The organism is Arachnia propionica (assembly GCF_003859805.1).
GTDB lineage: Bacteria > Actinomycetota > Actinomycetes > Propionibacteriales > Propionibacteriaceae > Arachnia > Arachnia propionica_C.
In genome coordinates this window covers 163232-186103 of sequence record NZ_RQZG01000005.1, presented here as the reverse complement: position 1 = coordinate 186103, position 22872 = coordinate 163232, and the positions used below count along the sequence as shown (strand labels likewise).

At 68.3% G+C, this 22872-nt stretch carries 25 protein-coding genes, 1 other RNA gene and 1 pseudogene; 10 read left to right on the top strand and 17 right to left on the bottom strand.

The features are described 5' to 3' along the window. Positions 1 to 66 precede the first annotated feature (66 nt). The 3 genes from rnpB to EII34_RS06310 all read right to left on the bottom strand — a co-directional run bounded on the left by rnpB (position 67) and on the right by EII34_RS06310 (position 2643). Positions 67 to 434: RNase P RNA component class A (gene rnpB, locus EII34_RS06320), an RNA gene on the bottom strand. A 29-nt stretch (positions 435 to 463) separates the two neighbouring features. Beyond that, entirely contained in the window at positions 464 to 1903 is a 1440-nt protein-coding gene (locus EII34_RS06315) for an RNB domain-containing ribonuclease (protein ID WP_124844054.1), read from the bottom strand. After that, positions 1903 to 2643, bottom strand: coding sequence for a zinc ribbon domain-containing protein (locus tag EII34_RS06310; protein ID WP_124844052.1), 741 nt, complete (start codon positions 2641 to 2643; stop codon positions 1903 to 1905). The genes EII34_RS06315 and EII34_RS06310 overlap by 1 nt, the downstream gene beginning before the upstream one ends. A gap of 57 nt (positions 2644 to 2700) precedes the next feature. Here EII34_RS06310 and EII34_RS06305 point away from each other — a divergent pair, with 57 nt between their 5' ends. After that, positions 2701 to 4155, top strand: coding sequence for an aminopeptidase P family protein (locus EII34_RS06305; RefSeq protein ID WP_124844050.1), 1455 nt, complete (start codon positions 2701 to 2703; stop codon positions 4153 to 4155). Between the two features lie 64 nt (positions 4156 to 4219). Here EII34_RS06305 and EII34_RS06300 read toward each other — a convergent pair whose 3' ends face one another. Together EII34_RS06300 and EII34_RS06295 are read right to left on the bottom strand one after the other, a co-directional pair. Continuing rightward, on the bottom strand, positions 4220 to 5038 hold the full coding sequence (locus EII34_RS06300; protein ID WP_124844048.1) for an alpha/beta fold hydrolase: 819 nt from the start codon (positions 5036 to 5038) through the stop codon (positions 4220 to 4222). A gap of 22 nt (positions 5039 to 5060) precedes the next feature. Continuing rightward, positions 5061 to 5555 (bottom strand): YflT domain-containing protein, encoded by a 495-nt coding sequence (locus tag EII34_RS06295; RefSeq protein ID WP_124844046.1) that lies wholly within the window; start codon positions 5553 to 5555, stop codon positions 5061 to 5063. Positions 5556 to 5611: 56 nt separating this feature from the next. On the opposite strand from EII34_RS06295, the gene EII34_RS06290 reads away from it, so the two are divergent. The 4 genes from EII34_RS06290 to EII34_RS06275 are packed head-to-tail and all read left to right on the top strand — an operon-like array spanning position 5612 to position 8921. Further along, on the top strand, positions 5612 to 6886 hold the full coding sequence (locus EII34_RS06290; protein ID WP_124844044.1) for a magnesium transporter MgtE N-terminal domain-containing protein: 1275 nt from the start codon (positions 5612 to 5614) through the stop codon (positions 6884 to 6886). Beyond that, positions 6879 to 7385, top strand: coding sequence for a DUF1003 domain-containing protein (locus tag EII34_RS06285; protein WP_124844042.1), 507 nt, complete (start codon positions 6879 to 6881; stop codon positions 7383 to 7385). The genes EII34_RS06290 and EII34_RS06285 overlap by 8 nt, the downstream gene beginning before the upstream one ends. Then, a complete protein-coding gene (locus tag EII34_RS06280) occupies positions 7382 to 7741 on the top strand; it encodes a hypothetical protein (protein WP_124844040.1) in 360 nt (119 codons plus the stop codon). Before EII34_RS06285 ends, EII34_RS06280 begins: the two co-directional genes overlap by 4 nt. Positions 7742 to 7763: 22 nt before the next feature. Next, positions 7764 to 8921: an Mrp/NBP35 family ATP-binding protein gene (locus tag EII34_RS06275; RefSeq protein ID WP_124844038.1), complete on the top strand. Its 1158-nt coding sequence runs from the start codon at positions 7764 to 7766 to the stop codon at positions 8919 to 8921. Between the two features lie 14 nt (positions 8922 to 8935). Here EII34_RS06275 and EII34_RS06270 read toward each other — a convergent pair whose 3' ends face one another. The 5 genes and pseudogenes from EII34_RS06270 to dapA form a co-directional block, all read right to left on the bottom strand. Continuing rightward, the gene (locus EII34_RS06270) at positions 8936 to 9376 is read right to left on the bottom strand and encodes a sec-independent translocase (protein ID WP_124844036.1); all 441 of its coding nucleotides are present in this window, start codon (positions 9374 to 9376) and stop codon (positions 8936 to 8938) included. A gap of 30 nt (positions 9377 to 9406) precedes the next feature. Continuing rightward, positions 9407 to 10639, bottom strand: a complete 1233-nt coding sequence (locus EII34_RS06265; protein WP_148092626.1) for a hypothetical protein — start codon at positions 10637 to 10639, stop codon at positions 9407 to 9409. Between the two features lie 84 nt (positions 10640 to 10723). Then, positions 10724 to 10834 (bottom strand): annotated as a pseudogene (locus tag EII34_RS16795) (zf-HC2 domain-containing protein); the annotation flags it as partial. After that, on the bottom strand, positions 10835 to 11422 hold the full coding sequence (gene sigE, locus EII34_RS06260; RefSeq protein ID WP_124844032.1) for an RNA polymerase sigma factor SigE: 588 nt from the start codon (positions 11420 to 11422) through the stop codon (positions 10835 to 10837). It lies immediately after the preceding pseudogene. Positions 11423 to 11507: 85 nt separating this feature from the next. Next, positions 11508 to 12398 carry a 4-hydroxy-tetrahydrodipicolinate synthase gene (dapA, locus tag EII34_RS06255; RefSeq protein WP_124844030.1) on the bottom strand — a complete coding sequence of 297 codons (891 nt, stop codon included), beginning with the start codon at positions 12396 to 12398 and terminating at the stop codon, positions 11508 to 11510. A gap of 129 nt (positions 12399 to 12527) precedes the next feature. Between dapA and EII34_RS06250 the strand changes: the two genes are divergently transcribed. Further along, on the top strand, positions 12528 to 13184 hold the full coding sequence (locus EII34_RS06250) for an O-methyltransferase (RefSeq protein ID WP_124844028.1): 657 nt from the start codon (positions 12528 to 12530) through the stop codon (positions 13182 to 13184). A 24-nt stretch (positions 13185 to 13208) separates the two neighbouring features. On the opposite strand, the gene glgC is transcribed toward EII34_RS06250, so the two are convergent. Beyond that, the gene (glgC, locus tag EII34_RS06245; RefSeq protein ID WP_124844026.1) at positions 13209 to 14435 is read right to left on the bottom strand and encodes a glucose-1-phosphate adenylyltransferase; all 1227 of its coding nucleotides are present in this window, start codon (positions 14433 to 14435) and stop codon (positions 13209 to 13211) included. A 62-nt stretch (positions 14436 to 14497) separates the two neighbouring features. Between glgC and glgA the strand changes: the two genes are divergently transcribed. Then, on the top strand, positions 14498 to 15688 hold the full coding sequence (glgA, locus tag EII34_RS06240; protein WP_124844024.1) for a glycogen synthase: 1191 nt from the start codon (positions 14498 to 14500) through the stop codon (positions 15686 to 15688). Between the two features lie 61 nt (positions 15689 to 15749). Here glgA and EII34_RS06235 read toward each other — a convergent pair whose 3' ends face one another. The 4 genes from EII34_RS06235 to dapE are packed head-to-tail and all read right to left on the bottom strand — an operon-like array spanning position 15750 to position 18259. Further along, positions 15750 to 15917, bottom strand: coding sequence for a DUF3117 domain-containing protein (locus tag EII34_RS06235; protein ID WP_124844022.1), 168 nt, complete (start codon positions 15915 to 15917; stop codon positions 15750 to 15752). A gap of 42 nt (positions 15918 to 15959) precedes the next feature. Next, the gene (locus EII34_RS06230; RefSeq protein ID WP_124844020.1) at positions 15960 to 16409 is read right to left on the bottom strand and encodes a hypothetical protein; all 450 of its coding nucleotides are present in this window, start codon (positions 16407 to 16409) and stop codon (positions 15960 to 15962) included. 25 nt (positions 16410 to 16434) lie between these two features. After that, the gene (locus EII34_RS06225; protein WP_124844018.1) at positions 16435 to 17148 is read right to left on the bottom strand and encodes an LOG family protein; all 714 of its coding nucleotides are present in this window, start codon (positions 17146 to 17148) and stop codon (positions 16435 to 16437) included. A gap of 43 nt (positions 17149 to 17191) precedes the next feature. After that, positions 17192 to 18259, bottom strand: coding sequence for a succinyl-diaminopimelate desuccinylase (dapE, locus tag EII34_RS06220; RefSeq protein WP_124844016.1), 1068 nt, complete (start codon positions 18257 to 18259; stop codon positions 17192 to 17194). A 74-nt stretch (positions 18260 to 18333) separates the two neighbouring features. Here dapE and dapD point away from each other — a divergent pair, with 74 nt between their 5' ends. The 3 genes from dapD (at position 18334) to EII34_RS06205 (ending at position 21431) form a co-directional block, all read left to right on the top strand. Further along, entirely contained in the window at positions 18334 to 19266 is a 933-nt protein-coding gene (gene dapD, locus EII34_RS06215; RefSeq protein ID WP_124844014.1) for a 2,3,4,5-tetrahydropyridine-2,6-dicarboxylate N-succinyltransferase, read from the top strand. After that, positions 19266 to 20102: a hypothetical protein gene (locus EII34_RS06210; RefSeq protein ID WP_124844012.1), complete on the top strand. Its 837-nt coding sequence runs from the start codon at positions 19266 to 19268 to the stop codon at positions 20100 to 20102. The genes dapD and EII34_RS06210 overlap by 1 nt, the downstream gene beginning before the upstream one ends. Before the next feature lie 87 nt (positions 20103 to 20189). Next, the gene (locus tag EII34_RS06205; RefSeq protein WP_124844010.1) at positions 20190 to 21431 is read left to right on the top strand and encodes a serpin family protein; all 1242 of its coding nucleotides are present in this window, start codon (positions 20190 to 20192) and stop codon (positions 21429 to 21431) included. Here the strand turns inward: EII34_RS06205 and dapC are convergent. Both dapC and fdxA read right to left on the bottom strand, forming a co-directional pair. Continuing rightward, on the bottom strand, positions 21421 to 22512 hold the full coding sequence (gene dapC / locus EII34_RS06200) for a succinyldiaminopimelate transaminase (RefSeq protein WP_185711205.1): 1092 nt from the start codon (positions 22510 to 22512) through the stop codon (positions 21421 to 21423). The genes EII34_RS06205 and dapC overlap by 11 nt on opposite strands. Then, on the bottom strand, positions 22512 to 22832 hold the full coding sequence (fdxA, locus tag EII34_RS06195) for a ferredoxin (RefSeq protein ID WP_124844006.1): 321 nt from the start codon (positions 22830 to 22832) through the stop codon (positions 22512 to 22514). The genes dapC and fdxA overlap by 1 nt, the downstream gene beginning before the upstream one ends. Positions 22833 to 22872: the final 40 nt, after the last annotated feature.

The window sequence follows — 22872 nt, the reverse complement described above, 5'->3', positions numbered from 1 at the left end:
CGGCAGCAAAACGCCTTGCCAAAACCGATTTCTGCCCCCGACAAGCCCCTATGCCTGGCCGATTGAGGGACGAGTCGGCCTGTAAGCCGGATTCTGTCGTCGGTGATCATCCATCTGAGGCCCGTCGTTGCCGACGGGCTCGTGCAACCCACCCAGACACCTCGCGCGAGCAGCGCTCGGACGGTGTCTGCGGCCGACAAACCGGCCTTCTTGGTCTTGCTCCGGGTGGGGTTTACCGAGCCGTCCCAGTCACCTGGGACGCTGGTGGTCTCTTACACCACCGTTTCACCCTTGCCCGACCGAAGCCGGGTGGTCTGTTCTCTGTGGCACTGTCCCGCGGGTCACCCCGGGTGGGTGTTGCCCACCACCCTGCTCTGCGGAGTCCGGACTTTCCTCAGCCCGGTTGCCCGGGCCGCGATCACCCGGCCGACTCGTCCAAGCATGAAGTGTAGCGGTTGACCAGCTACTGCGGATGCGAGAACCGCACCGTCCCCTCGACGAGGTCCACCTCGTCGACCCGCACCCGCAGGGTGCTCCCGGGCTTCCTTCCCTCCGCGGGCAGCCGCGCCTCCACCGCGGGATCGGCGATCTGGAAGGTCCCCAGCCCCGTTCTCGGACTGACATCGGTCAACACCGCGTCGAAGGCCTCCCCGACCCGGGAGCGGAGCACCAGCGCCTCCGCCAGGTCCACCACACCGCGTTCCCACGCCCGGGCGCGACGCCCGCTGACGGACATGACCTCCGGCAGCTCCGGCAGCGCCTGCGTCACCCAGTCGGGGATCTCCTCCCCCTGCGCCAGACAGACGCTGATCTCCGAGGTGAACCGGTCCACCAGTCGCCTGAGCGGTGCCGTGACGTGGGTGTACTCGGTGGCCAGTGCGGCGTGACCGAGGTCCCCCTCGGGTCTGCCCTCGTGGAAGGAGACGTAGCCCGCCCCACGGAACAAGGAGGTGCAGCGCACCAGGACCGCCAGCTGCCGGGGATCCGCCGGGTCGAGGTTCCTCACGAACTCGGGGTAGGACATCCCCTTCGGCCAGGGCACCCGCAGCGTCCGGGCCGTCCACCTGAGCCGGGAGATGTCCCGCTCACCGGCCTCCGGCAGGGTCCGCAGCACCCCGACCCCGGCCTGGACCATGAGCTGCGCCGCAGCCATCCCCGTCATCAGGGAGATCTGAGCGTTGAAGTCCTCCACCGGGAGCAGGGTGCGGAACTCGGTGCGCCAGGTACCGTTCTCGGCGACGATCTCCTGATCCGGCAGGTTGAGCGAGACCCCACCACGCGCCTGCTCCAGCCGCAGCCTCCGCTCCCCCACCCTCGGGAGCAGGGCGATGCTCGGATGGGCCTGGCCGCGTTCCAGGTCCCGGGCCACCTCCTCGTAGGAGAGCTTCGCCCGTGAACGCACCATGGCCCGACTCACCGTCACCGCGGTGGCCACTGCGTCGGCGTCCAACTCGTGGGTCCACAGGATCACCGGCCGGGCACGTCCATCGGCCAGCAGCGAGCCCGCATCCTCCGACAGGTCCGACGGGTGGAGCGGAACCCGCGCTCCCGGCGCATAGAGGGTCTCGCCCCGCAGCCTCGCCTCCTTGTCCAACGCCGATCCCGGGGTGATCCACGCGGCGACGTCCGCGATGGCGTAGTGAACACGGTACCCACTCCCGGAGCGCTCGATGCAGACCGCCTGGTCCAGATCCTTCGACGTCGCCGGGTCCACCGTCACGAACTCGATGTCGGTCCGGTCCTCGTGACGCGGGAACGACGGTGTCCCGTCACGCAGCGATGCCGCCTCCTCCAGCACCTCGACGGGGAAGCCCGAGGGCAGCTCCAACCGATGACGCAGCCGCTGGATGCCCTCGGCGACCTCCGACGGGACCTCACCGAGTCGTATCGCACGGCGCGGCATCAGAGACCCGACTCCGCGGTGCGCACCAGGATCCGGTCACACTCGACGCAGCGCAGCACCTCGTCGGGGGCCGCCTTGCGATAGGTGTCGAGATCGGCCACCGTGATCTCCAGCTGACAGCCACCGCAGCGCCCTCGGTGCAGCCTGGCCGCCCCCAGCCCGCTGTGTTCCCGCAGCTTCTCGTAGAGCGCGAGCAGCGGACCGGGAACCTGTTTCGCCTCTGCGGCCCGGGACGCCGCCACCGCCTTCGCCTCGGTACCGAGTCGCCCGACCTGCTCGTCACGCACCGCGACCTCGGCCCTGATCCGCTCCTCCAGCTCGGACTTGCGGACCGCCAGATCGTCACGCTCCGCCGTCGCGGTCTCCAGCAGCCCCATCACCTCCAACTGGGCATCCTCCAGCTCCTCGATCCGGTGCCGGATCCGCTGCACCTCCTGGGTGAGCTCCCGCAACACCTTCGGGTCCGTGACGGAACCGTCGGCCACCCGCTTCTCCTCGCGCTCCAGGCGGGCACGCACCGGGATCAGGTCCGCCTCGGCCCGTTTCACCGCGACGCCGTGGTCGTCGACCCGGGTGCTGGCCCGGGTGAGGTCCTCCACCAGGAGTTGACGCTGTTTCATCTGCTCCGCGATGCTGGCGTGCTGCGGCAGGCTGCGTGCGGTGTGCTGCAGCCTGGCGTACTCAGCATCCAGTTCGGCAAGGGTGAGCAGGCGCTGCTGGTCAGCGGGGTCGGCGAGCATGCTGGTCCTTCCAACGGATTTCAGCGCCAATCTACCGGGTCATTAGACTCATCAGCCATGACTGAGCAGGAAGTGCCCGCCAACGAGGCCAAGGACCGCACCGACAACCGGAAGCCACCCTTCTCGGAGGCGTTCAAGAAGTTCATCGTCGCCGACTGGGCCCCCTACGGCGACACTCCTCCGGAGCGCCTGGCCGCCGCGGACTGGACGGCGGCACGCCAGGAAGCACTCCGTGAGGCCTTCCCCGGGGCCACGATGGTGCTGCCGGCCGGGCCGTACAAGGTCCGGTCCAACGACTGCGACTACCGCTTCAGACCACACTCCACCTTCGCCTGGATCACCGGGCTGGGTGAGGACCGCGAACCCGACGCCGTCGTCGTGGTCTCCCCGACCGGCACGGTGCTGTACTTCCGTCCCCGATGCCCCCGCACCGACGAGGAGTTCTACGCCTCCAGCCGCTACGGGGAGATGTGGGTGGGGCAGCGTGACTCCCTGGCTGAGATGACCTCCCGCACCGGCCTGGAATGCCGCGACATCCGGGAGCTGCGCGAGGATCTGACCGGGGTGGCGGACCTGCTGGTGGTCCGTGAGTCCGACCCCGAGGTGACGAGCCTCGTCGACGAACTGCGGGGTGGGGAGGACGAGCGTGACGCCGAACTGTTCCAGACCCTCTCCGAGCTCAGGCTCGTCAAGGACTCCTTCGAGATCGACGAGCTCAGGCGTGCCTGTGACGCCACACGGGTGGGCTTCGAGGCGGTCGGCAGGGAACTGCCACGGGCCGCCGCGACGCCGCGTGGTGAGCGCTGGGTGGAGGGGATCTTCGCCCTCCATGCCCGCCACCTGGGCAACGCGGTGGGCTACGACTCGATCGTGGCCGGAGGGGACAACGCGAACACCCTGCACTGGATCCGCAACGACGGTGACCTGGCTCCCGATGCCCTGCTCCTGCTCGACGCCGGTGTGGAGGTCAACTCCCTCTACACCGCTGACGTGACCCGGACCCTTCCGGTCGGTGGGCGTTTCTCCGAGGCCCAACGCCGGGTCTACGAGACGGTGCTGGCGGCCCAGACCGCCGGGATCGAGGCCTGTCGTGCGGGCAACGCGTTCACGGCACCGCACGAGGCCGCGATCCGCGTCATCGCGGAGTTCCTGGCCGAGATCGGGGTCCTGCCGTGCAGTGTCGAGGAGAGCCTGTCACCCGAGGGCGGCCAGCACCGACGGTGGATGGTCCACGGCACCTCACACCACCTGGGCCTCGACGTCCACGACTGCGCCCATGCCCGCCGTGAGCTGTACCGGGATGCCGAGCTCCGCTCCGGCATGGTGATCACGGTGGAGCCGGGACTCTACTTCAAGTCGACCGATCTGCTGGTTCCCGAGGAGTTCCGCGGCATCGGGGTGCGGATCGAGGACGACATCCTCATCACCGATGGTGATCCCGTCAACCTCTCCGAGGCGATCCCGCGCCACATCGACGAGGTCGAGGCCTGGCTGGCCGCCCTGCAGGGCTGAGGCGACCGACAGCCGTGGGGCGGGAACCGATCCGGTTCCCGCCCCACACGATCCCGAGCAGCGGTCAGTCGTCGGCCTCGCCCCGCCTGGGACGGCCCACCCGGTCCAGGAACGCGCCCAGTGCATCGGCCACGTCCCTGGGGGCTGCCACCGGGATCTGGTGCGAGGCGTCCGGGACGACGACGAAGCGGGCACCCGGCACGGTCTCCGCGACGAACTCCTGGTTGGCCATGGGGGTGGAGGAGTCACGCTCACCCGCGACGATCAGCAGCGGGCAACGGATGTCGGCGAGATCGTCACGGACGTCGTGGACGGCCAGGCAGCGGCACAGCTGGGCGTAGGAGTGGTCATCCGCGTCAGCGAGTCCCTCCATGATCGTGGCGACGACCCCGGTGTGGGTGGCCCTGAAGGTCGGGGTGAACCACCGCTGCACGGTCTCGTCGATGAGATGCTGGGTGCCCTCAGCCTCGACCCGTTCCGCCCGCGCCAGCCAGCGCGACGACTCCCCCACCGTCGCGCCGGAGGCCACCACGGCGACACCGGCGACGGCATCGGCGTGGTCCCGGGCCAGGTGCAGCCCCGTGGCCCCGCCGATGGACAGTCCGGCATAGACCACGGGAAGATCCCCCACCTGCTCACGCACCTGGGAGATGACATCGACGACGGCGTCGGCGATGACCTCCAGCCGTGGCTCGTCGGCGTCGTCCCAGACCTGGCTGAGCGCATGCCCCGGGTAGTCGACGAACACCACTCGTGCGCGATCCGACAGCAGGTCGGCCACCTTGGCCCACTGGTGCGCGCAGTTGCCCCCGAGGCTCGGGGTGAGGACGAGGATGCGGTCGGCATCGGATGAAGGGTTGTAGAGATCCCAGGTCAGCTCCATGTCAGAACCATACCAACCGGGCTCACGCGGTCCGTTCCCCCGGTCGGGCGGCGAGCAGTTCGCGGGCCCTGGCCGCGACCTTGTGCTCGCACAGCACCTCGTAGCCGGTGGCCACCACCTGACGCATCGACTCGAAGTCGCGACGACCACCACTCAGCCCGTAGCTCAGCCCACTCGACAGCACCCCGAAGGACACCCCGAGCGCCAGGCCGGTCGCGAGTATCGCGAAGAAGTTGGTCTGCCTGTCGAGGAACAGGTGGAACATCAAGGCCACGAAGAGCCCCGTCCCGATCCCGGAGAACATCCCCTGGGTGAGCACCCGGGCCCAGGTGCGACGACCCATCACCCGTTCCACGGAACGCAGGTTGGTACCGACGATCATCAGGTTCTCCACCTCGAACAGTGAGTCGGAGAGGAAGTCGACGGCGGCCTGCGCCTCGTCGTAGGTGTCGTACTCGGCCACCTTCTGGGGATAGTCGAGCTCAAAAAGACGACCGTGTCTGGCTGTCGGATTCATGTCTTCTCCTGTTCGCCGCTGCCGCCAGCAGCCTTCCCAAGTGTAGATTCAGTCCCATGAGTGCCAAGGATCATGCGGTTTTCATCTCCCGGGTCATTGGCCTTCCCGTGGTGGATGCCGCCGGGGACCAGGTCGGCCGGGTCAAGGACGTGGTGTTCCACCTCAGGACGAACAACATGCCGCCGCGGGTCCGTGGTCTGGTGGTCGAGCTCTTCGCACGGCAGAAGATCTTCGTCCCCATGATCCGGGTCCACAACATCACGGTGAACCAGGTGGCGATCCTGGGTCAGGTCGACACCCGACGTTTCACCAAGCGTGACACCGAGCTGCTGGTCGACGCCGACCTGTTCGACCGTCCCGTGCCCCGGGACACCCCGGCCAGGGTGATGGACGTGTCCATGATCCAGGTGCGCAACCGGGAGTGGGAGCTGCACCAGGTGGCCATCACCTCCCGGGCCAGGGTCAGCCGCTTCGGCTTCGGTGGGAAACGTGTCACCGACATCATCCACTGGAACCAGGTGCCGGACCTGGTGCTCACGACCGGCCGCACCCCCGCCCACCTGGTGGCGAAGTTCAGCGACATGAAACCCGCGGACATCGCCCAGGAGCTGCACGACCTGGATCCGGAACGGCTGGCCGCCGTCGTCGAGGCCCTCGACGACGAGACCCTGGCGGAGGCCATCGAGGAACTCCCCGAGACCGAGCAGATCCAGCTCATCTCCAGCATGGACACCGAACGCGCGGCCGACGTGCTGGGCGAGATGGACCCGGATGACGCCGCGGATCTCATCAAGGACCTCCCGCAGGCCGTGGCGGAGGACCTCCTCGACCGGATGGAGCCCGAGGACGCCTCCGATGTGCGGCGGCTGCTGGTCTACGAGGAGTTCACCGCCGGCGGCATGATGACCCCGGAGCCGGTCATCGTCGGCACCGACGCCACGGTCGCCGAGGCGCTGGCCCGGATCCGCGCGGAGGAGCTCACCCCGGCGCTGGCCTCCATGGTCTTCGTCACCCGCCCCCCGCTGGAGACACCGTCGGGCCGCTACGTCGGCGCCGTCCACTTCCAGCAGCTGCTGCGCTCCGCCCCCACCCTCATCGTCGCGACGATGATGGATCTCAACCTGGAACCCCTCACCCCGGACTCCCCCCTGGCGCAGGTCAGCCGCTTCTTCGCCACCTACAACCTGGTGGTGGCCCCGGTCGTCGACGCCGACGGAGCCCTCGTCGGGGCGGTCACGGTCGACGACGTGCTGGACCACATGCTGCCCGATGACTGGCGCGGCACCCAGATGGGCGAGCCGAGCGAGGCCGTGGAGGTGACCCATGGCTGAGCGCAACCCCCTGTCCGAACCGCGCCAGCGGCAGCGGAGCCTGCTCCCGAAGGTCTCCCTGGACTCCGAGAACTTCGGCGAGTTCGCCGAGGCCGCCGCCCGTTTCATGGGCACCGGCAAGTTCATCGCCTACATGACCGTCTTCGTGACGGCCTGGGTCACCCTCAACGTCGTCGGGATCTTCGGGTTCAGGTGGGACGAGTACCCGTTCATCCTGCTCAACCTGTTCTTCTCCACCCAGGCCTCCTACGCCGCCCCACTGATCCTGCTGGCCCAGAACCGTCAGGAGACCCGGGACAAGTTGAGCCTCGACGAGGACCGACGACTCGCGGCGCAGTCCAGGGCCGACATGGACTTCCTGGCGCGGGAGATCGCCTCGATCCGGATGCACCTCGGGGAACTGGCCACGCGCGACTTCGTCCGCTCCGAGTTGCGCAACGAGCTCCGGGACCTCGCGGAACGCCTCGAGCAGGTCAACGAACGGAAGGAACAGTCATGACCGAAGGGCACATCAGCTGGTTCTCCGTCGTGATGCTGGCCGGACACGCCCTGCTGGCAGGCGTCGGGGCATGGTCACTGTGGGTGATCGGGGGTGGCCTGTGGCTCGGGCTCGGGGCAGCGGTCCTCCAGTTGGCCGCCTACGCCCTGGTGTGGCGACGCTGGTTGGCCCCGGCCTCACGCCACCGACTCGGCTACAAGGAACGTCTCGTGGTCCATCTCACCCTCGGCCCCGCCGTCGTGGTGCTGGCCACCCTCGCCAACGTCTGGTTGATCGCTCTGGTGGGGATCAGCCTGGTGCTGCTGGGCGATGCGCTGGCCCGGGGCACCCGGCCGCCCGAGGTGGAATCTGTGTGAACGGTTGAGGGACAATCGACGGGTGACTGACGAGAATCCGCTCCTCCCCCACATCAGGGCCGCCCTCCACACCGTCGAGGATCCCGAGATCCGTCGCCCCATCACCGAGCTCGGGATGGTCGACGAGATCTCGGCCACCGATGACGGCGAGGTCTTCGTGCGTGTGCTGCTCACCGTCGCGGGCTGCCCGATGCGCTCCGAGATCACCGATCGGGTCAGAGCCGCTGTCGAACCGGTCGAGGGAGTCACGGCCTGCAGGGTCGAGCTCGGCGTGATGAACGACGAGCAACGCGACGCGATGCGGCAGGTGCTGCGCGGCAACAAGGTGGAACGTGAGATCCCCTTCGCCCAGCCCGGCAACCTCACCAAGGTGATCGCGGTGGCCTCGGGCAAGGGGGGTGTCGGGAAGTCCTCCGTGACGGTGAACCTGGCGGTGGCCCTGGCCAGGGCCGGCCGCAGCGTGGCCATCCTCGACGCGGACATCTACGGACATTCCGTGCCGGACCTGCTGGGGCTCGGTGATGCCAGGCCCACCGTCGTCGATGACATGATCCTGCCGGTTCCCGCGGCCGAGGGACTCAAGGTGATCTCCGTCGGCATGCTGAAGCCCTCCCGGGACCAGGTGGTGGCGTGGCGTGGCCCCATCCTCGACCGGGCGCTGACACAGCTGTTGGCGGACGTCTACTGGGGGGATGTGGACTTCCTGCTCCTCGACCTGCCGCCCGGCACCGGGGACGTCGCCATGAGCCTCGGACAGAAGATCCCGAACTCCGAGGTGCTGGTGGTCACCACGCCCCAGCTCGCCGCCTCCGAGGTCTCGGAGCGGGCCGGGACGATGGCCCACATCATGTCGCAGCGGGTCATCGGTGTGGTGGAGAACATGAGTTGGCTGGAGTTCACCGCACCCGACACCGGTGCGCGGTACCAGATCGAGCTGTTCGGCTCAGGAGGTGGCGCACTCGTCGCGGAGGCCCTCACCGAGCGGGTCGGCTACGAGGTCCCGCTGTTGGCCCAGATCCCGTTCGACGAGGCGCTGCTGGCCGGTGGTGACCGCGGGGAACCCATCGTGCTCGGCGCCCCGGACCACCCCGCAGCCCAGGCGCTGTCGAAGCTCGGTGCCGACCTGGCGGCCCGCAGCCTGGACATCGTCGGGAAACTCCTCCCGATCAACCCGGTGTGACCCGCGCCTGACCCTCAGGTCGCCTCGGGGTCGAACGGGGCGGCCCGGGGCGGCGCCGGGAGCCCTGCCGTCTCCTCGGCGGCCACCACCTCGCGCTCCGGGGTGGACCCGCCCGAGGCGACGGACTCCTTGGCCGCCCTGGTGGCTGAACTCGCCTGGTCCTTGATGGACTGGCCAGCCGAGGCGAGGTCCCGTCTGGCCTCGTCGATCGCAGCGATCTCGTCCTTGAACTGCTTGGCCACGAATGTCCTCGGGTTGAGGTCCTGCAGCTTGAGGTCGGCGTACTCCGGGCCGAGCTCATTGCGCAACTGGCTCTGGGCGTTGTTCGCGATGTCCCTGACCGCGACGAACACCCGCGCGGCCTTGCGTGAGAACGCGGGCAACTTCTCGGGGCCGAACAGGACCACACCGAGCACCAGGATGAGGACGAGTTCGGCAGCATCAATGCCAAACATGTCGTTCAGGCTACCGTGCCCCGGAAGGGATCATCCAATTCCGAGGAGTCGCCACAACCCACTGGTGAAGCGGTCCCCGAGGTCGAAATCGCTGGCCCGCTCGCCCGGGAGTTCGTCGCAGGCCCGCACCAGCAGGGCCCGAGAATCAGCGGTCGCCACGGAGATCACCCCATCGCCGGCCTGCCAGACGCTGACGTGGGGCTGCCCCCTGGCGTCGTCATCCATCCGGGTGACCTGACCGATCACCCCGGGTGTCCAGGAGACGCTCAGGGTCCGCACCCCGTCGGAGTAGACGAGCCGTTGCCACGGCTGTTCCCCCGGACCGCTGGTGCCGTAGGCCACCAGCGGCAGTCCAGCCAACGACATGGGGCACCGGGTGAGTCCATGGCACCATCCCGCACGGTCTGCGGAACTGGCGGCCTGGAGGGTCAGTGCGGGCACCGCGTCCTGGTCGATCTCCGCCACCCCGAAGGTGATCTCGAGGAATCCCGCCACGACGGTGGGCTTCCCCGCCGTGTCGTAACGTTCGAACCACAGCACCACGTCGTGCTCGGCGTCCACCCACCAGCGGGAGACCACGACGCCGTCACGTCGCGCCTCGAGAACCTGCGTCTCGCGTCCGGCGACCAGCTGGCTCGCGGTGTAGCGGTGGAACTCCCGATCCATCTCGGGAGACAGCCCGCAGCACCCGAGGGTCGGCACGAACCAGGACGAGAAGGCCTGTCCGTCGGCATCGAGCACCGTGATGCCGGCTCCTTGGCCGGCCATCTCGTTGATCCTCACGTCGTTGGCCCACAGCGCCCCCTCGGCGTCGGCCAACCAGACCCGCTGTCTCCCCGAGAAGGTGACCTGGTAGCGATTCCTGCTGAGCACCGTCATGGCCTCCGTGTGACTGACGGGCGTGGTCCCCTCGGGCTCGACCCTTCTCGGGGCCACCTGGGAGGCCTGGGAGGACAAGCCGTGCTCCCTCGCCCACATCGCGGCCCCGATCCCCTCGTTCACGCTGATCGCAGTGGTGGAGAGGTAGTACTGCTGCCGGGCCTCGCCCAATGGGTCGGGCAGGGGTCTGGGTTCATGCCCGAGGGCCAACGTCAACCCGAGCAGACCGGCCAGGATCACGACGGTGACGGCTCCCGAACGGGTGAGACGCTGCCTGAGCTGCTGCCCTCGGGTCGGCAGCATGCAGCCTCGTCCCCGGGTCAGGTACAACGGCTCATCGCACTCGCCACCCGCGATCCGTTCCAACCGTTCGTTGAGGCTCACAGGGGCCGGAGGGCACGGGGTGGCACTGGCCGACAGACGGGACCGGAGGGCCTGGATACCGGCCACCGTGTCCCGGCACTGGGCACAGTGGGCCAGGTGATCACAGACCTGCCCCAGGCGACGTTCGGGCAGCGTGTGATCGACGAACCCCGAGAGGTCGTCTGCGAATCGTCGACAGTCTCGGCCGAGCGTCACCTAGGAGACCCCCAGGTACCGGGCGTGTTCGCCGTGCGGGGCACGGTGGGCCAGTGCCTCCCGGAGCTGTGCCCTGCCCCGGGCGATCCTGCTGCGCACGGTGCCGAGCTTGACGTCGAGCACCTGGGCGATCTCCTCGTAGGACAGCCCCTCGATGTCACACAGCACGACGGCCACCCGCTGTTCCGGTTTCAGTTCCGCCAACGCCTGGGCCACGTCCGCGTCCAGGGAACTGTCGTCGTGGAGCTGCTCCGGACTGGAGGCCTGCCCCCAGACGTGTTCGGGGGCCGAGGTGAGGGCGTCCATCCGGATCCGCTGGCGACGCCTGGCCCCGTCCAGGAAGAGATTCGTCGTGATCCGGTGCAGCCACCCCTCAAGTGTTCCCGGCTGGAAGGTGTGGATGGAGCGGAACACCCGCACGAAGACGTCCTGGGTGAGGTCCTCGGCATCCTGACGGTTGCCTGTCAGCCGGTGGGCCAGGCGGTAGACCCGCTCCGAGTGCTCGGCGACGAGTTCAGCCCAGGTCGGGGCCTCCCAGCTGGCTGCTGCCTTCCTGGCCTTGCCCTGAAACACTCGTACACCCTTCATGGATCCATCCTGACAGGCGAACCTGTGACGAAGCTGTGAAACCGTCCATCCGTCACGACGAACCGACCGCCCCGGTTTGTTCCCGTCACACCGTCTGATCGAGCACGTCGAGGAAACGCTCCAGGACCTCCGGTGCCACCCGGCCCATGGGAGGACGGCACTCACCGACGGCGAATCCCCGGCGGTTCAACGCGGCCTTGACCATCATCGCCCCCTGGGTGGCGAACACCCCCCGGAACGCGGCCAGCACCTCGGCGTTGAGCTGTCGTGCCCGATCGACGTCCCCTGCCAGGAAGGCCTCGATGACACCGCGGGTCTGGGCCCCGGTGAAATGGGTGGAGGTTCCCACCACACCCGCCCCGCCGACCGCCAGCAGGGGCAGCAGGTAGGCGTCGTCACCCGCGTAATAGGTCAGTGTGGTGCGCGCCAGCACCACCGACGAGGAGGCGATGTCCCCCTTGGCGTCCTTGACCGCGACGATCCGGGGGTGATCCGCCAGCCGGATGAGGGACTCCTCCGGGATCGGGATCCCGGCCCGGTGGGGGATGTCGTAGAGCATCACGGGCAGCTCGATCTGATCGGCGACGGTGAGGAAGTGGGCCTCCAGGGCGTCCACCGGGGGGCGCGAGTAGTAAGGGGTCACCACCAGCAACCCGTCGGCCCCGGCCTCCGCGGCCTGTTCCGCGAGCCGCACCGTGTGGTGGGTGTCGAAGGTCCCGACCCCGGCGACGACCGAAGCGCGGTCGCCGACGGCCTCGATGACGGCCTCGAGCAGGGCGCGCTTCTCGGCATCACTCGTGGTGGGCGACTCCCCCGTCGTACCGTTGATGACCAGACCGTCGTGTCCCAGCTCATCGACGAGATGGGTGGCCAACCGGACCGCCTCGCCGAGGTCGAGCTCCCCGTTCGACCCGAACGGCGTGATCATCGCGGTCAGCAGCCTTCCGAAGATCGGTTCTGGCTGGTTGTTGCTCATGTTCTGTCCTCCTGGATGACAGGACGTGCTTCCCGGTCGTGGGCCATGCCGTCCTCCCCACGACGTGACTCATGGATGCCAGAATAGGGCCTTCCCGGAAAACGCGGTCACAGTCGCTAGAGTTGAGTCGTGAACGACGCCGCAGACACCGGCCTCCAGGCCCCCACAGAGCAGTCCTGGTTCTTCGCCGAGGACCTGTCCCCCATCAGCGATGACCTGCGTGCCGCCCGTGACGAAGCCGTCCTGGCCGGCCTGCAGCCCATCAGCCCGGGAGTCTCCGCCACGCTCACGGCCCTCGCCAGGGCCACGGGTGCCCGCACCGTCGTCGAGGTGGGTACCGTGCTGGGCACCTCGGCCCTGGCCCTGCTGGCCGGCATGAGCCCCGACGGCGTGCTCACCAGCATCGACCCTGAACCGGAGCACCAGCTCCCGGCACGTGGGTTCCTCTCACGGGCCGGCTACCCCTCCTCCCGGTGTCGACTCATCGCCGGCAACCCTCTCGAGGTGCTGCCGAAACTGCGCGATGGGGCCTACGACATCGTCTTCGTCAACGGGGACAAACTGGAGTACGTCGAGTACGTGGCCTCGGCCGCCCGACTGCTGCGCTCCGGAGGCTCCCTGCTCATCCACGACGTGCTGTGGCACAATTCCGTCGCCGACCCGGATCGGGAGGACGACGAGACCATCATCATCCGTGAGGCCCTCGACGCCGTGAAGGCCGCCGAGTGCTACACCACCACGTTGCTCCCGGTCGGCAACGGTCTGCTGCTCGCCGTCAAGAACTGACGCCGGGCAGCAGACCGTGATCGATCAGTCCCGCGGGACGACCGTGTCCTTGCCGATCACCACGACACCACCGCCGGAGACGTGGAACCCCCGGGCACGGTCGTGATCGTGGTCGACACCGATCTGCACGCCGTCGGGCACCACGACGTGCTTGTCCAGGATTGCCCGGCGCACCACGGCGTCCCGGCCGACCTGGACACCGTCCATGAGCACCGAGTCGGAGATCTGTGACCACTTGTCGACCCGCACGTTCGGGCCCAGCACGGTGCGGTCCACCTCGCCACCGGAGATGATGCACCCCGGATTGACGATGGAGTCCTCGGCCTTGCCACGGATCACGAACTTGGCCCCTGGGGCCTGCACGTGGTGGGTGAGGATCGGCCAGTCCGAGTTGTAGAGATTGAACTCGGGGTCGATGCTCACCAGGTCCATGTGGGCCTCGTGGTAGGCATCGATGGTCCCCACGTCCCGCCAGTAGTTGCGGTCCTTGTCCGTGGCCCCCGGCACCAGGTTGTCCCGGAAGTCGTAGACCTGGGCCTGACCCTGCTCGGTGAACCACGGCACGATGTCACCGCCCATGTCGTGCTTCGCCGTCGGGTTGTCGGCATCGGCCCGCAGCGCCTCGACCAGTGCGTGGCGGTTGAACACGTAGTTGCCCATCGAGGCGAACGACTCGTCGGGTGAATCCGGCAGACCGGGGGGATCAGCGGGTTTCTCGAGGAAACTCTTGATCCTCTTGTCCACATCGGCGTCGATGATCCCGAAGGCCGAGGCCTCCTGACGTGGCACCCGGATGCCGGCGACGGTGCAACCCAGGCCGGAGTCGATGTGGGCGTCCACCATGGCCTCGATGTCCATCCGGTAGATGTTGTCCGCGCCGAAGACCACCACGTAGTCCGGGTTCGCGTCACGGATCAGGTTGAGCGACTGGTAGATCGCATCCGCCGATCCCTGGTACCAGCGCGGCCCGAGCCGCTGCTGGGCGGGCACCGGGGCGACGTAGGCCCCCATCAGGGTGGAGAACCGCCAGGTCATGGAGATGTGCCGGTCGAGGGAGTGGGACTTGTACTGGGTCAGGACAGCCACGCGGGTCAACCCCGAGTTCGCCAGGTTCGACAGGACGAAGTCGATCAGGCGATAGCTGCCGCCGAACGGGACGGCAGGCTTGGCGCGGTCGGCAGTGAGCGGCATCAGCCGCTTGCCCTCCCCACCGGCGAGGACAATGGACAAGATCTTCGGGCGAGCGACCATGCTTGAAACCTAGCGCTTCCAACGGCGCCCCACAACAGAATCCAGAAAGTAGGATGCGGTTCATGAAGCTATCGCTGTTGACCCGCGAGTATCCCCCTTCGATCTACGGCGGTGCCGGGGTGCACGTGGCCCAGCTCGTCCCCCAGCTGCGCAGGCTCATCGACGTCGATGTGCACTGCATGGGTGACCCACGTGATGGTGCCACTGCCCACCCCGAGACCTGGCCCGAGGCCGCGAACGCAGCCCTGCGGGTGCTGGGTGCCGACCTGTCGATGGCGGCCGCCGTCGCCCCGGACACCGACGTCATCCACTCCCACACCTGGTACGCCAACATGGGAGGTCACCTGGCCGGACTGATGCTGGACCGGGCCCATGTCGTGACCTCCCACTCCCTCGAGCCGCACCGCCCGTGGAAGGCCGAGCAGCTGGGGGGTGGCTACCGCGTGAGCTCCTGGGCGGAAAAGACCGCCTTCGAGGCCGCCGACGCCGTCATCTCGGTCTCGGCCGGGATGCGGGCCGACGTGCTCGAGTCCTACCCGGACCTGGATCCGGATCGGGTCTTCGTGGTGCGCAACGGCATCGACACCGAGGAGTTCCGCCCGGACCCGGGAACCGACATCGTGACCGACCTGGGCATGGACCTCGATCGGCCTTCCGTGGTCTTCGTCGGCCGGATCACCCGGCAGAAGGGACTGATTCACCTGGTTCGGGCCGCCCGACAGTTCGACGCCGGGACCCAACTGATCCTGCTGGCCGGCGCACCGGACACCCCTGAGATCGCAGCGGAGTTCGAGACCGCCTTCGCCGAGGTCCAGGCAGAGCGTACGGCTCCCGTGGTCTGGGTCCAGGAGATGCTGCCCCGCGCCTCGGTGCGCCAGGTGCTCACCCACGCCACGGTGTTCGCCTGCCCCAGCATCTACGAGCCCCTCGGCATCGTGAACCTCGAGGCCATGGCCTGCGAGACCGCCGTCGTGGCGTCCGCCGTCGGCGGGATCCCGGAGGTCGTGGTGGATCAGGAGACCGGGCTGCTGGTCCCCTACGATCCCACCCGGGCCGACGACCCGGACTTCGTCGCGACCTTCGAGGCCGATTTCGCCGCCAAGGTCAACACCTTGACCGGAGACGTCTCGCTGGCAGAACGGTACGGCAGGTCCGGCAGACAGCGCTGCATCGACGAGTTCTCGTGGGAGCGGATCGCCCGTGAGACCGTCGCCGTCTATGAGCAGGCCGTCGCCCACCACGGTGCCCGCTGAGTGCGATCGGGGCCGCCCGGGATGATCCCGGGCGGCCCCTTGAGCAGGTGTCGGACGAGGTTCAGCCGACGACGTCCTTGAGTGCGTTCAACAGGTCGGTGGCCTCGGCGGCGTTCATCTCGACGACGAGACGACCGCCTCCGTCGACCGGCACGCGCATGACGATGCCTCGCCCTTCCTTGGTGACCTCCATCGGTCCGTCACCGGTGCGGGGTTTCATTGCTGCCATGGGCCAACCTCATTCCTTCTCAAAGTCGAGCGAATGCATCCATTATTCCGCATTCCCCGGGTCGCCCACCCCACGGCGGGGTGTCGCCGGACCCACACCCTCCCCCGTCGGTTGTTCGGCTGACAGGTCCACAGATTCCCGGGGCTCGGGGTTCGAGGGCCGTTCGTCGAGGAACCGCATCGCCTCCGCGACCACCCGGTCCGCGGCCTGCATGTCGTAGCCGCCGGGCACCACGTCGAACAACGGCGGTTCCCGATCCGCGGTCCGCGCCACGGCGGCGTCGAGGAAACGGGTGACCTGTTCGGTGTCGTATCCGGTGCTCACCCTCGGCAGGCGCAGGTGGGAGAGGTACTCGACGCCGAAGGGAAGCTGAGGCAGCACCGCCCTCGGTCGGTCGTTGACCACCTCGGGCATCTCCTTGAACCGTCCGGTCCCGGCCACTGCCGCCATCCCCAGCACCACCATCGCGGCGACCACGATCAACCACACCATGGGCCGAGCCTACCGGCCTACCGGCCTACCGGGGCGACCCCATGGCAGCGACGGCCTCGGCGATGTCGTCAGTCACGGTGACGAGGTCGAGGTCCCCGGGACTGATGAATCCTCCAGCCTCCAGGGTCTGCTCCAGCCACTCCAGCAGTGGCCCCCAGAACTTTGTCCCGAACAGCACCACGGGGAAGTGACGCACCTTGCCGGTCTGGATCAGCGTGAGCGACTCGAAGAGTTCGTCCAGGGTGCCGAATCCGCCGGGCATCGCGATGAAACCCCGCGAGTACTTGAGGAACATCGTCTTGCGGGCGAAGAAGTACCGGAAGTTGATGCCGAGCCCGACGTAGGGGTTGAGTCCCTGCTCGTGAGGCAGCTCGATGCCGAGCCCGACGGAGGTGCCCCCGGCCTCCGAGGCTCCCTTGTTCCCGGCCTCCATGATGCCCGGCCCACCACCGGTGACGACCGCCCAGCCCCGCGCGGTGAGCTCCTGCGCGATCCGCTCGGCCGCCCGGTACATCGGGGAGTCCGTCGGGGTGCGTGCGGATCCGAAGATGCTGATGGCGGGCGGAAGATCGTGCAGGGTGTCGAACCCCTCGACGAACTCGGACTGGATCCGCAGCACCCGCCAGGGGTCCTTCGTCGCCCAGTCGGCGCGGTCGGACGCCAGCAGGGCCTCGTCCGCGGTGGGGACGGTGTGGGCGTGGCCGCGCAGCACGACAGCACCCTGACGACGATCGGACATCGGTTCTCCTTCGAGGTTGCGTTTCGGGTTCGGGCAGGACGGTTCAGGCGAGGAGTCGGCGCAGCCCTTGTGCACATCGCTCCAGGTGGGAGGCCGGGCAGTGTTCGTCGTCACGGTGCGCGAGCGACGGGTCCCCCGGTCCGTAGTTCACGGCGGGGATCCCGAGGGCCGAGAAACGTGCGACATCGGTCCAGCCGTACTTGGGACGGGCCTGACCGCCCACGGCTGCCACGAAGGCCCGGGCGAGTGGCTGGTCCAGACCAGGACGGGCCGCCGGGGAGACGTCGAGCACCTCGCAGGTCTGGCCGCCCAACAGGTGGTCGAGCTGGTCCAAGGCCTCCTCAGCGGTCTTGTCCGGGGCGTATCGGTAGTTGACCTCCACCCACGCCTCAGGCGGGATCACGTTGCCCGCCACTCCTCCTCCGATGCGCACCGCGTTGAGTCCTTCTCGGTAGACCAGGCCCTCGACCTCCACCTCCTGCGGTGTGTGTGCCGCCAGCCTGGCGAGCACATCCGCCAGGTCGTGGATGGCATTGTGCCCCATCCAGGAACGGGCACTGTGCGCGGCCTGTCCCGCGGCGTTCACCCGGACCCGGATGGTGCCCTGGCAGCCGCCCTCGATCTCGGCCGCGGTCGGCTCCATGAGCACGGCGAGATCCGAGGCCAGCAGATCCGGTCGATTCCGGGCGAGCCGTCCCAGACCGTTGCGGTGGGACTCGACCTCCTCGTTGTCATAGAAGATCCAGGTGACGTCGACGCCGGGAGCGCTCAGCTCGCATGCCAGTTTCAGGGCAACCGCGATCCCGCCCTTCATGTCGCAGGTGCCGCGCCCGTGGACCATCACCCCGTCAGGGGTCTCGCTCACCCAGGACGGCAGGTTGTCGGCCACCGGGACGGTGTCGAGATGCCCGGCGATGACGATGCGCTGGTCGCGCCCCAGATCGGTACGGGCGACGACACAGTCGCCGTCACGTTCGACGACCAGGTGTGGCTGGCGGCGCAGCACCTCCTCGACGAGGTCGGCGAGTGGCGCCTCATTGCCTGAGACGCTCTCCACGTCCACCACGCTCCGCAGCAACGTCACGAGGTCAGCAGTCGGGTCCAGGGTCATGGCGTGAAGCCTACTCGGTCCGCCCTGATCACCCGACCCACGACGTGTCCTGACAGGCCGATAAACTTGCCGCCATGACTGACTCGCAGCGTCGTGCGTGGGGCTGGGGCCTCGCCACCGTCCACACCTCCGGCTCCGTTCTCGACGTGTTCTTCCCCGACCCTGAACTCGGTGACGCCATCACCGACAGTGCCCCGGAGGACCTGCTGGCCGCCGAGGTCGACGACGACGTCCGCCGGGTCTCCTCGAAGGTGGTCCGGGTACGGATCGACCTCGACGAGGCCCCGACCTCCACCGAGGACGCCTACCTGCGACTCCACCTGTTGTCACACCGGCTGATCCGGCCTCACGGGCTCAACCTCGACGGGATCTTCGGCAAGCTGCCGAACAACGCCTGGACCAACCGCGGTCCGGTCCGGGTCGAGGATCTCACCTCGGTGAGGCTGACGCTGCGTTCCCGGGGTGAGCACCTGCTGGTCCACGGCGTCGACAAGTTCCCGCGGATGACCGACTACGTCACCCCTGTCGGCGTCCGCATCGCCGATGCCGACCGGGTGCGGTTGGGGGCCCACGTGGCCTCCGGCACCACCGTCATGCACGAGGGCTTCATCAACTTCAACGCCGGCACCCTGGGCACCTCGATGGTCGAGGGCCGGATCTCGGCCGGTGTCGTCGTCGGCGACGGCTCCGACATCGGGGGTGGCGCATCCATCATGGGGACCCTCTCGGGAGGCGGTCAGGAGGTCATCCGGATCGGGGAACGCTGCCTGCTCGGCGCCGAGTCCGGGATCGGGATCTCACTGGGTGACGACTGCGTCGTGGAGGCGGGACTGTACGTGACCGCCGGCACCAAGGTGGAGCTGCCCGACGGCCGGGTGGTCAAGGCCCGGGAGCTGTCCGGCGTGGCCGATCTGCTCTACCTGCGCGACTCGCAGAGCGGAAAGGTCATCGCCAGGCCACGCCATGGCCGTGGCGTCGCCCTCAATGACGAATTGCACGCGAACTGATGCGCCGCCGGTCCGTCATCGCGCTCGTCGTCGCGATCTGTCTCGTCGCCGGACTCGGTTTCGCCGGCTGGAAGGGGTGGGAGTGGCTCAGCGCGAAGCTCACCCCGGAGCGTTGCTACCTCCAGGTGGAGGGCGCGGAGGAGCCCCTCCGGCTCACCCACGAACAGACGATGAACGCCGCCATCATCGTGGCCGAGTCGTTCAACCGTGAGCTGCCGGAACAGGCCGCCGTCGTGGCCCTGGCCACGGCGTGGCAGGAGTCCGGGCTGCGGAACCTGGATCACGGCGACCGCGACTCCCTGGGCCTGTTCCAACAGCGTCCCTCCTACGGCTGGGGCACCGAGGAGCAGATCATGGATCCCTGGTACAGCTCCGGCCGGTTCTACGAGGAGATCGTGAAGTTCGACAACTGGGAGACCACCGACGTCAACGACATGGCGCAGAAGGTGCAGCGTTCCGGGCACCCCGAGGCCTACCGCAAGCACGAGACGAATGCCCGGGCGCTCGCTGGTGCCCTGCGTGGCACCCGACCGGCCGTCCTCGCCTGCATCGATCGCGACGGCTCGGGCAGTGACACCAGCGGCATGACGAAGGTGCTGGCCGCGGTGCCGGGGGTGGAGGTCCGGGGCGACGGCACCGTCTTCTCGATCCACGGTGGTGACGCCACGACTCGATGGGCGGCCGCCCAGCTGGCGATGGCGCACACCCGCGCCGCAGGGATCAAGCGCATCACCCTCGGCGAGCAGGAGTGGTCCTCGGGGGCGAAGCAGTGGGGCACCACCCGCTCCACCCCGGGCGAATCCGATGTGGTGGTGATCGCCCTGACGACCACGTGACGCAGGTAACGTTTCGGCAACGACAGGAACCTGTGTCCGAGCACGGTCGTCCTCCGGGTGAGACATGATTGAGCAGAGGAGACGACGATGCAGGTGACGAGGCGGTCCCTTCTTCTTGGCGGCCTGGCCGCCATGGCCCTCAGCGGGTGCAACACCTCGAGGGCAGAACCCCTGACGGGCAACATCACGTACGAGCAGCTGCCCCTGACCACGTCCCATGTCCCCGGGCTGGTCACCGCGTCCCTGGACCTGATGTGGCAGCTCATGCTCCTGGGGAACCAGGAGGACAACACCGTGGCCTCACCGTCCTCCCTCGTCTCCGCCCTGGCCCTGCTCGGCCTCGGTGCCACCGGGGACAGCGCCACCTCCTTCGACCAGGTCTTCGGCATGGGAGCCGAGGAACGCGCCGCCGCGGCCAACGCCCTGCGCACCGCCATGACCAGCCACGACGCCCTCCCCGAGAAGGTCGACGCGAAGAACCCGCCCGCGACCCCGATCCTCCACCAGGCCAGCCACCTGCTCATCCTCGACGAGATCCCCGTGAACCAGGCGTTCCTGGACCGGGCCACCCAGTACTTCGACAGCGCAGTGGAACGGGTGGTGCGCTCCTCGGCCAAGGCCAACCTGGACGCCTGGGTCAACCGCCACACCGCAGGCCTCATCGAGAAGTCCGCCATCGAGGTCACCCGGGACACCAGGCTCGTCATCCAGGACGCGATCCTCTTCGCCGCGGCCTGGCAGACCCAGTTCGACCAGGAGTCCTCGATCGACTTCCACCGCCTCGATGGCAGCAGCATCCCCACCGAGGGGATCTCACAGACCTTCGACTGCGCCCATGCCGAACTCGACGGCTGGCAGGCCGTCCGGCTGCCCTACACCGAGGCCTTCCGCATGGACGTCATCCTGCCACCGACAGGCACCTCCCCCTACCGGGCCGAGACCAGTCACCTGATGCGTCTGATCGAACTCCTCGACGCCGACCACCGCCCCACACAGGGGGTCGAGGTGTCCATGCCCACCCTCGACGTCCGCACCACCCTCGATCTGCGCACCCTGCTCACCCGGCACGGGATGGACCTGGGAAGTTTCGAGGGAATCTTCGCCAGGGCCGCTGTCGAGGACGCCAGGCAACAGGCGCGGCTCCAGGTCACGGCCAAGGGCACCGTCGGGGCCGCTGTGACGGAGATCAGCATGATGGAGGTCTCAGCCCCGATCAACGATGCACTTCCCTTCGTCGTGGACCGGCCCTACCTGATCGACATCACCGCCGAGGCCACCGGCTGGAGCCTCTTCCTCGCCGTGATCACCGACCCGAGCGTCAAGGAGTGAGTCGGCTCGCGGCCGCGGCGATCCGTTCATCACTCGCGGTCAACGCCACCCGGACGTGGGTGGTGGACCGGGTCCCGTAGAAGTCCCCCGGAGCCACCAGGATGCCTCGTTCGGCAAGCCACGCCACCGTGTCACGACACGGTTCGTCACGGGTCGCCCACAGGTACAGCGACCCCTCGGAGTCATCGATGCGGAACCCCGCCGCCTCGAGTGCCGGACGCAGCACGGCGCGACGGGCGAGGTAGCGTTCCCGTTGCTCGATCACGTGGCCCTGGTCCCCCAGCAGCGCGATCAGGGCCGCCTGGACCGGACCGGGCACCATCATCCCCAGGTGCTTGCGGGCCTGCACCAGATCCTGCACCAGCCTCGGGTCACCAGCCACGAAACCCGCCCGATAACCGGCCGCGTTGGAGCGCTTGGACACCGAGTGGACCGCGAGCAGCCCGGTGAGATCACCGTCGCACACCGCCGGGTCCAGGATGCTGTGCGCCTCGGCCTCCCAGGCGAACTCCCCGTAGCACTCGTCGCTGGCCAGCACCGCCCCCAGCCGACGGGCCACCGCCACCCAGGCCCGCAGCTCGGCGATGCCGAGGATGCGACCACTCGGATTGGCCGGGGAGTTGATCCAGATCAACCGGGTGTCCTCCGGAACCGAGGCCGGGTCATCGCACGGCACCGGTCTGGCCCCGACCACCCTGGCCCCCACCTCGTAGGTGGGGTAGGCGATCTCCGGGAACACCACGGCATCGGCCGTCCCCAGCCCGAGCAGCTCGGGGAGCCACCCGACCAGTTCCTTGGTACCGATGACCGGCAGCACACCCTCGTGGCTGAGCCCCTGTGCGTGCCACCGATGCTCGAGATGGCCGATGATCGCATCACGCAGCTCAGCCGTTCCCCACACCGTCGGATAGCCGTGGGAGTCAGCGGCCGCGGCGAGCGCATCGCGAGCGACCTGCGGGGTGGGATCGACCGGAGTGCCGACGGAGAGGTCGACGAGACCTCCGGGATGCGCGGAGGCCACACGCCTCGCCTCCGCCAGGCTGTCCCAGGGGAAGTCCGGCAAGGACTCCGCGAGCCCCATCACTGCCCCTGTGGCGGCAGGGCCTCGACGATGGGGTGGTCACCATCGACGGGGCCGAGACGTGCAGCCCCGCCCGGGGATCCGATGGACTCGAAGAACTGCGCATTGACGTCGTAGTACTCCGCCTGGTCATCCGGCAGGTCATCCTCGTAGTAGATGGCCTCGACCGGGCACACCGGCTCACAGGCCCCACAGTCGACGCATTCCTCCGGGTGGATGTAGAGCATCCGGTTTCCCTCGTAGATGCAGTCGACGGGACACTCCTCCACACAGGCCCGGTCCTTGACGTCGACGCACGGCAAACCGATGATGTAGGTCACTTCCGCTCCTTCACACTTGTCGCGGCCAAGCTTAGAGCCT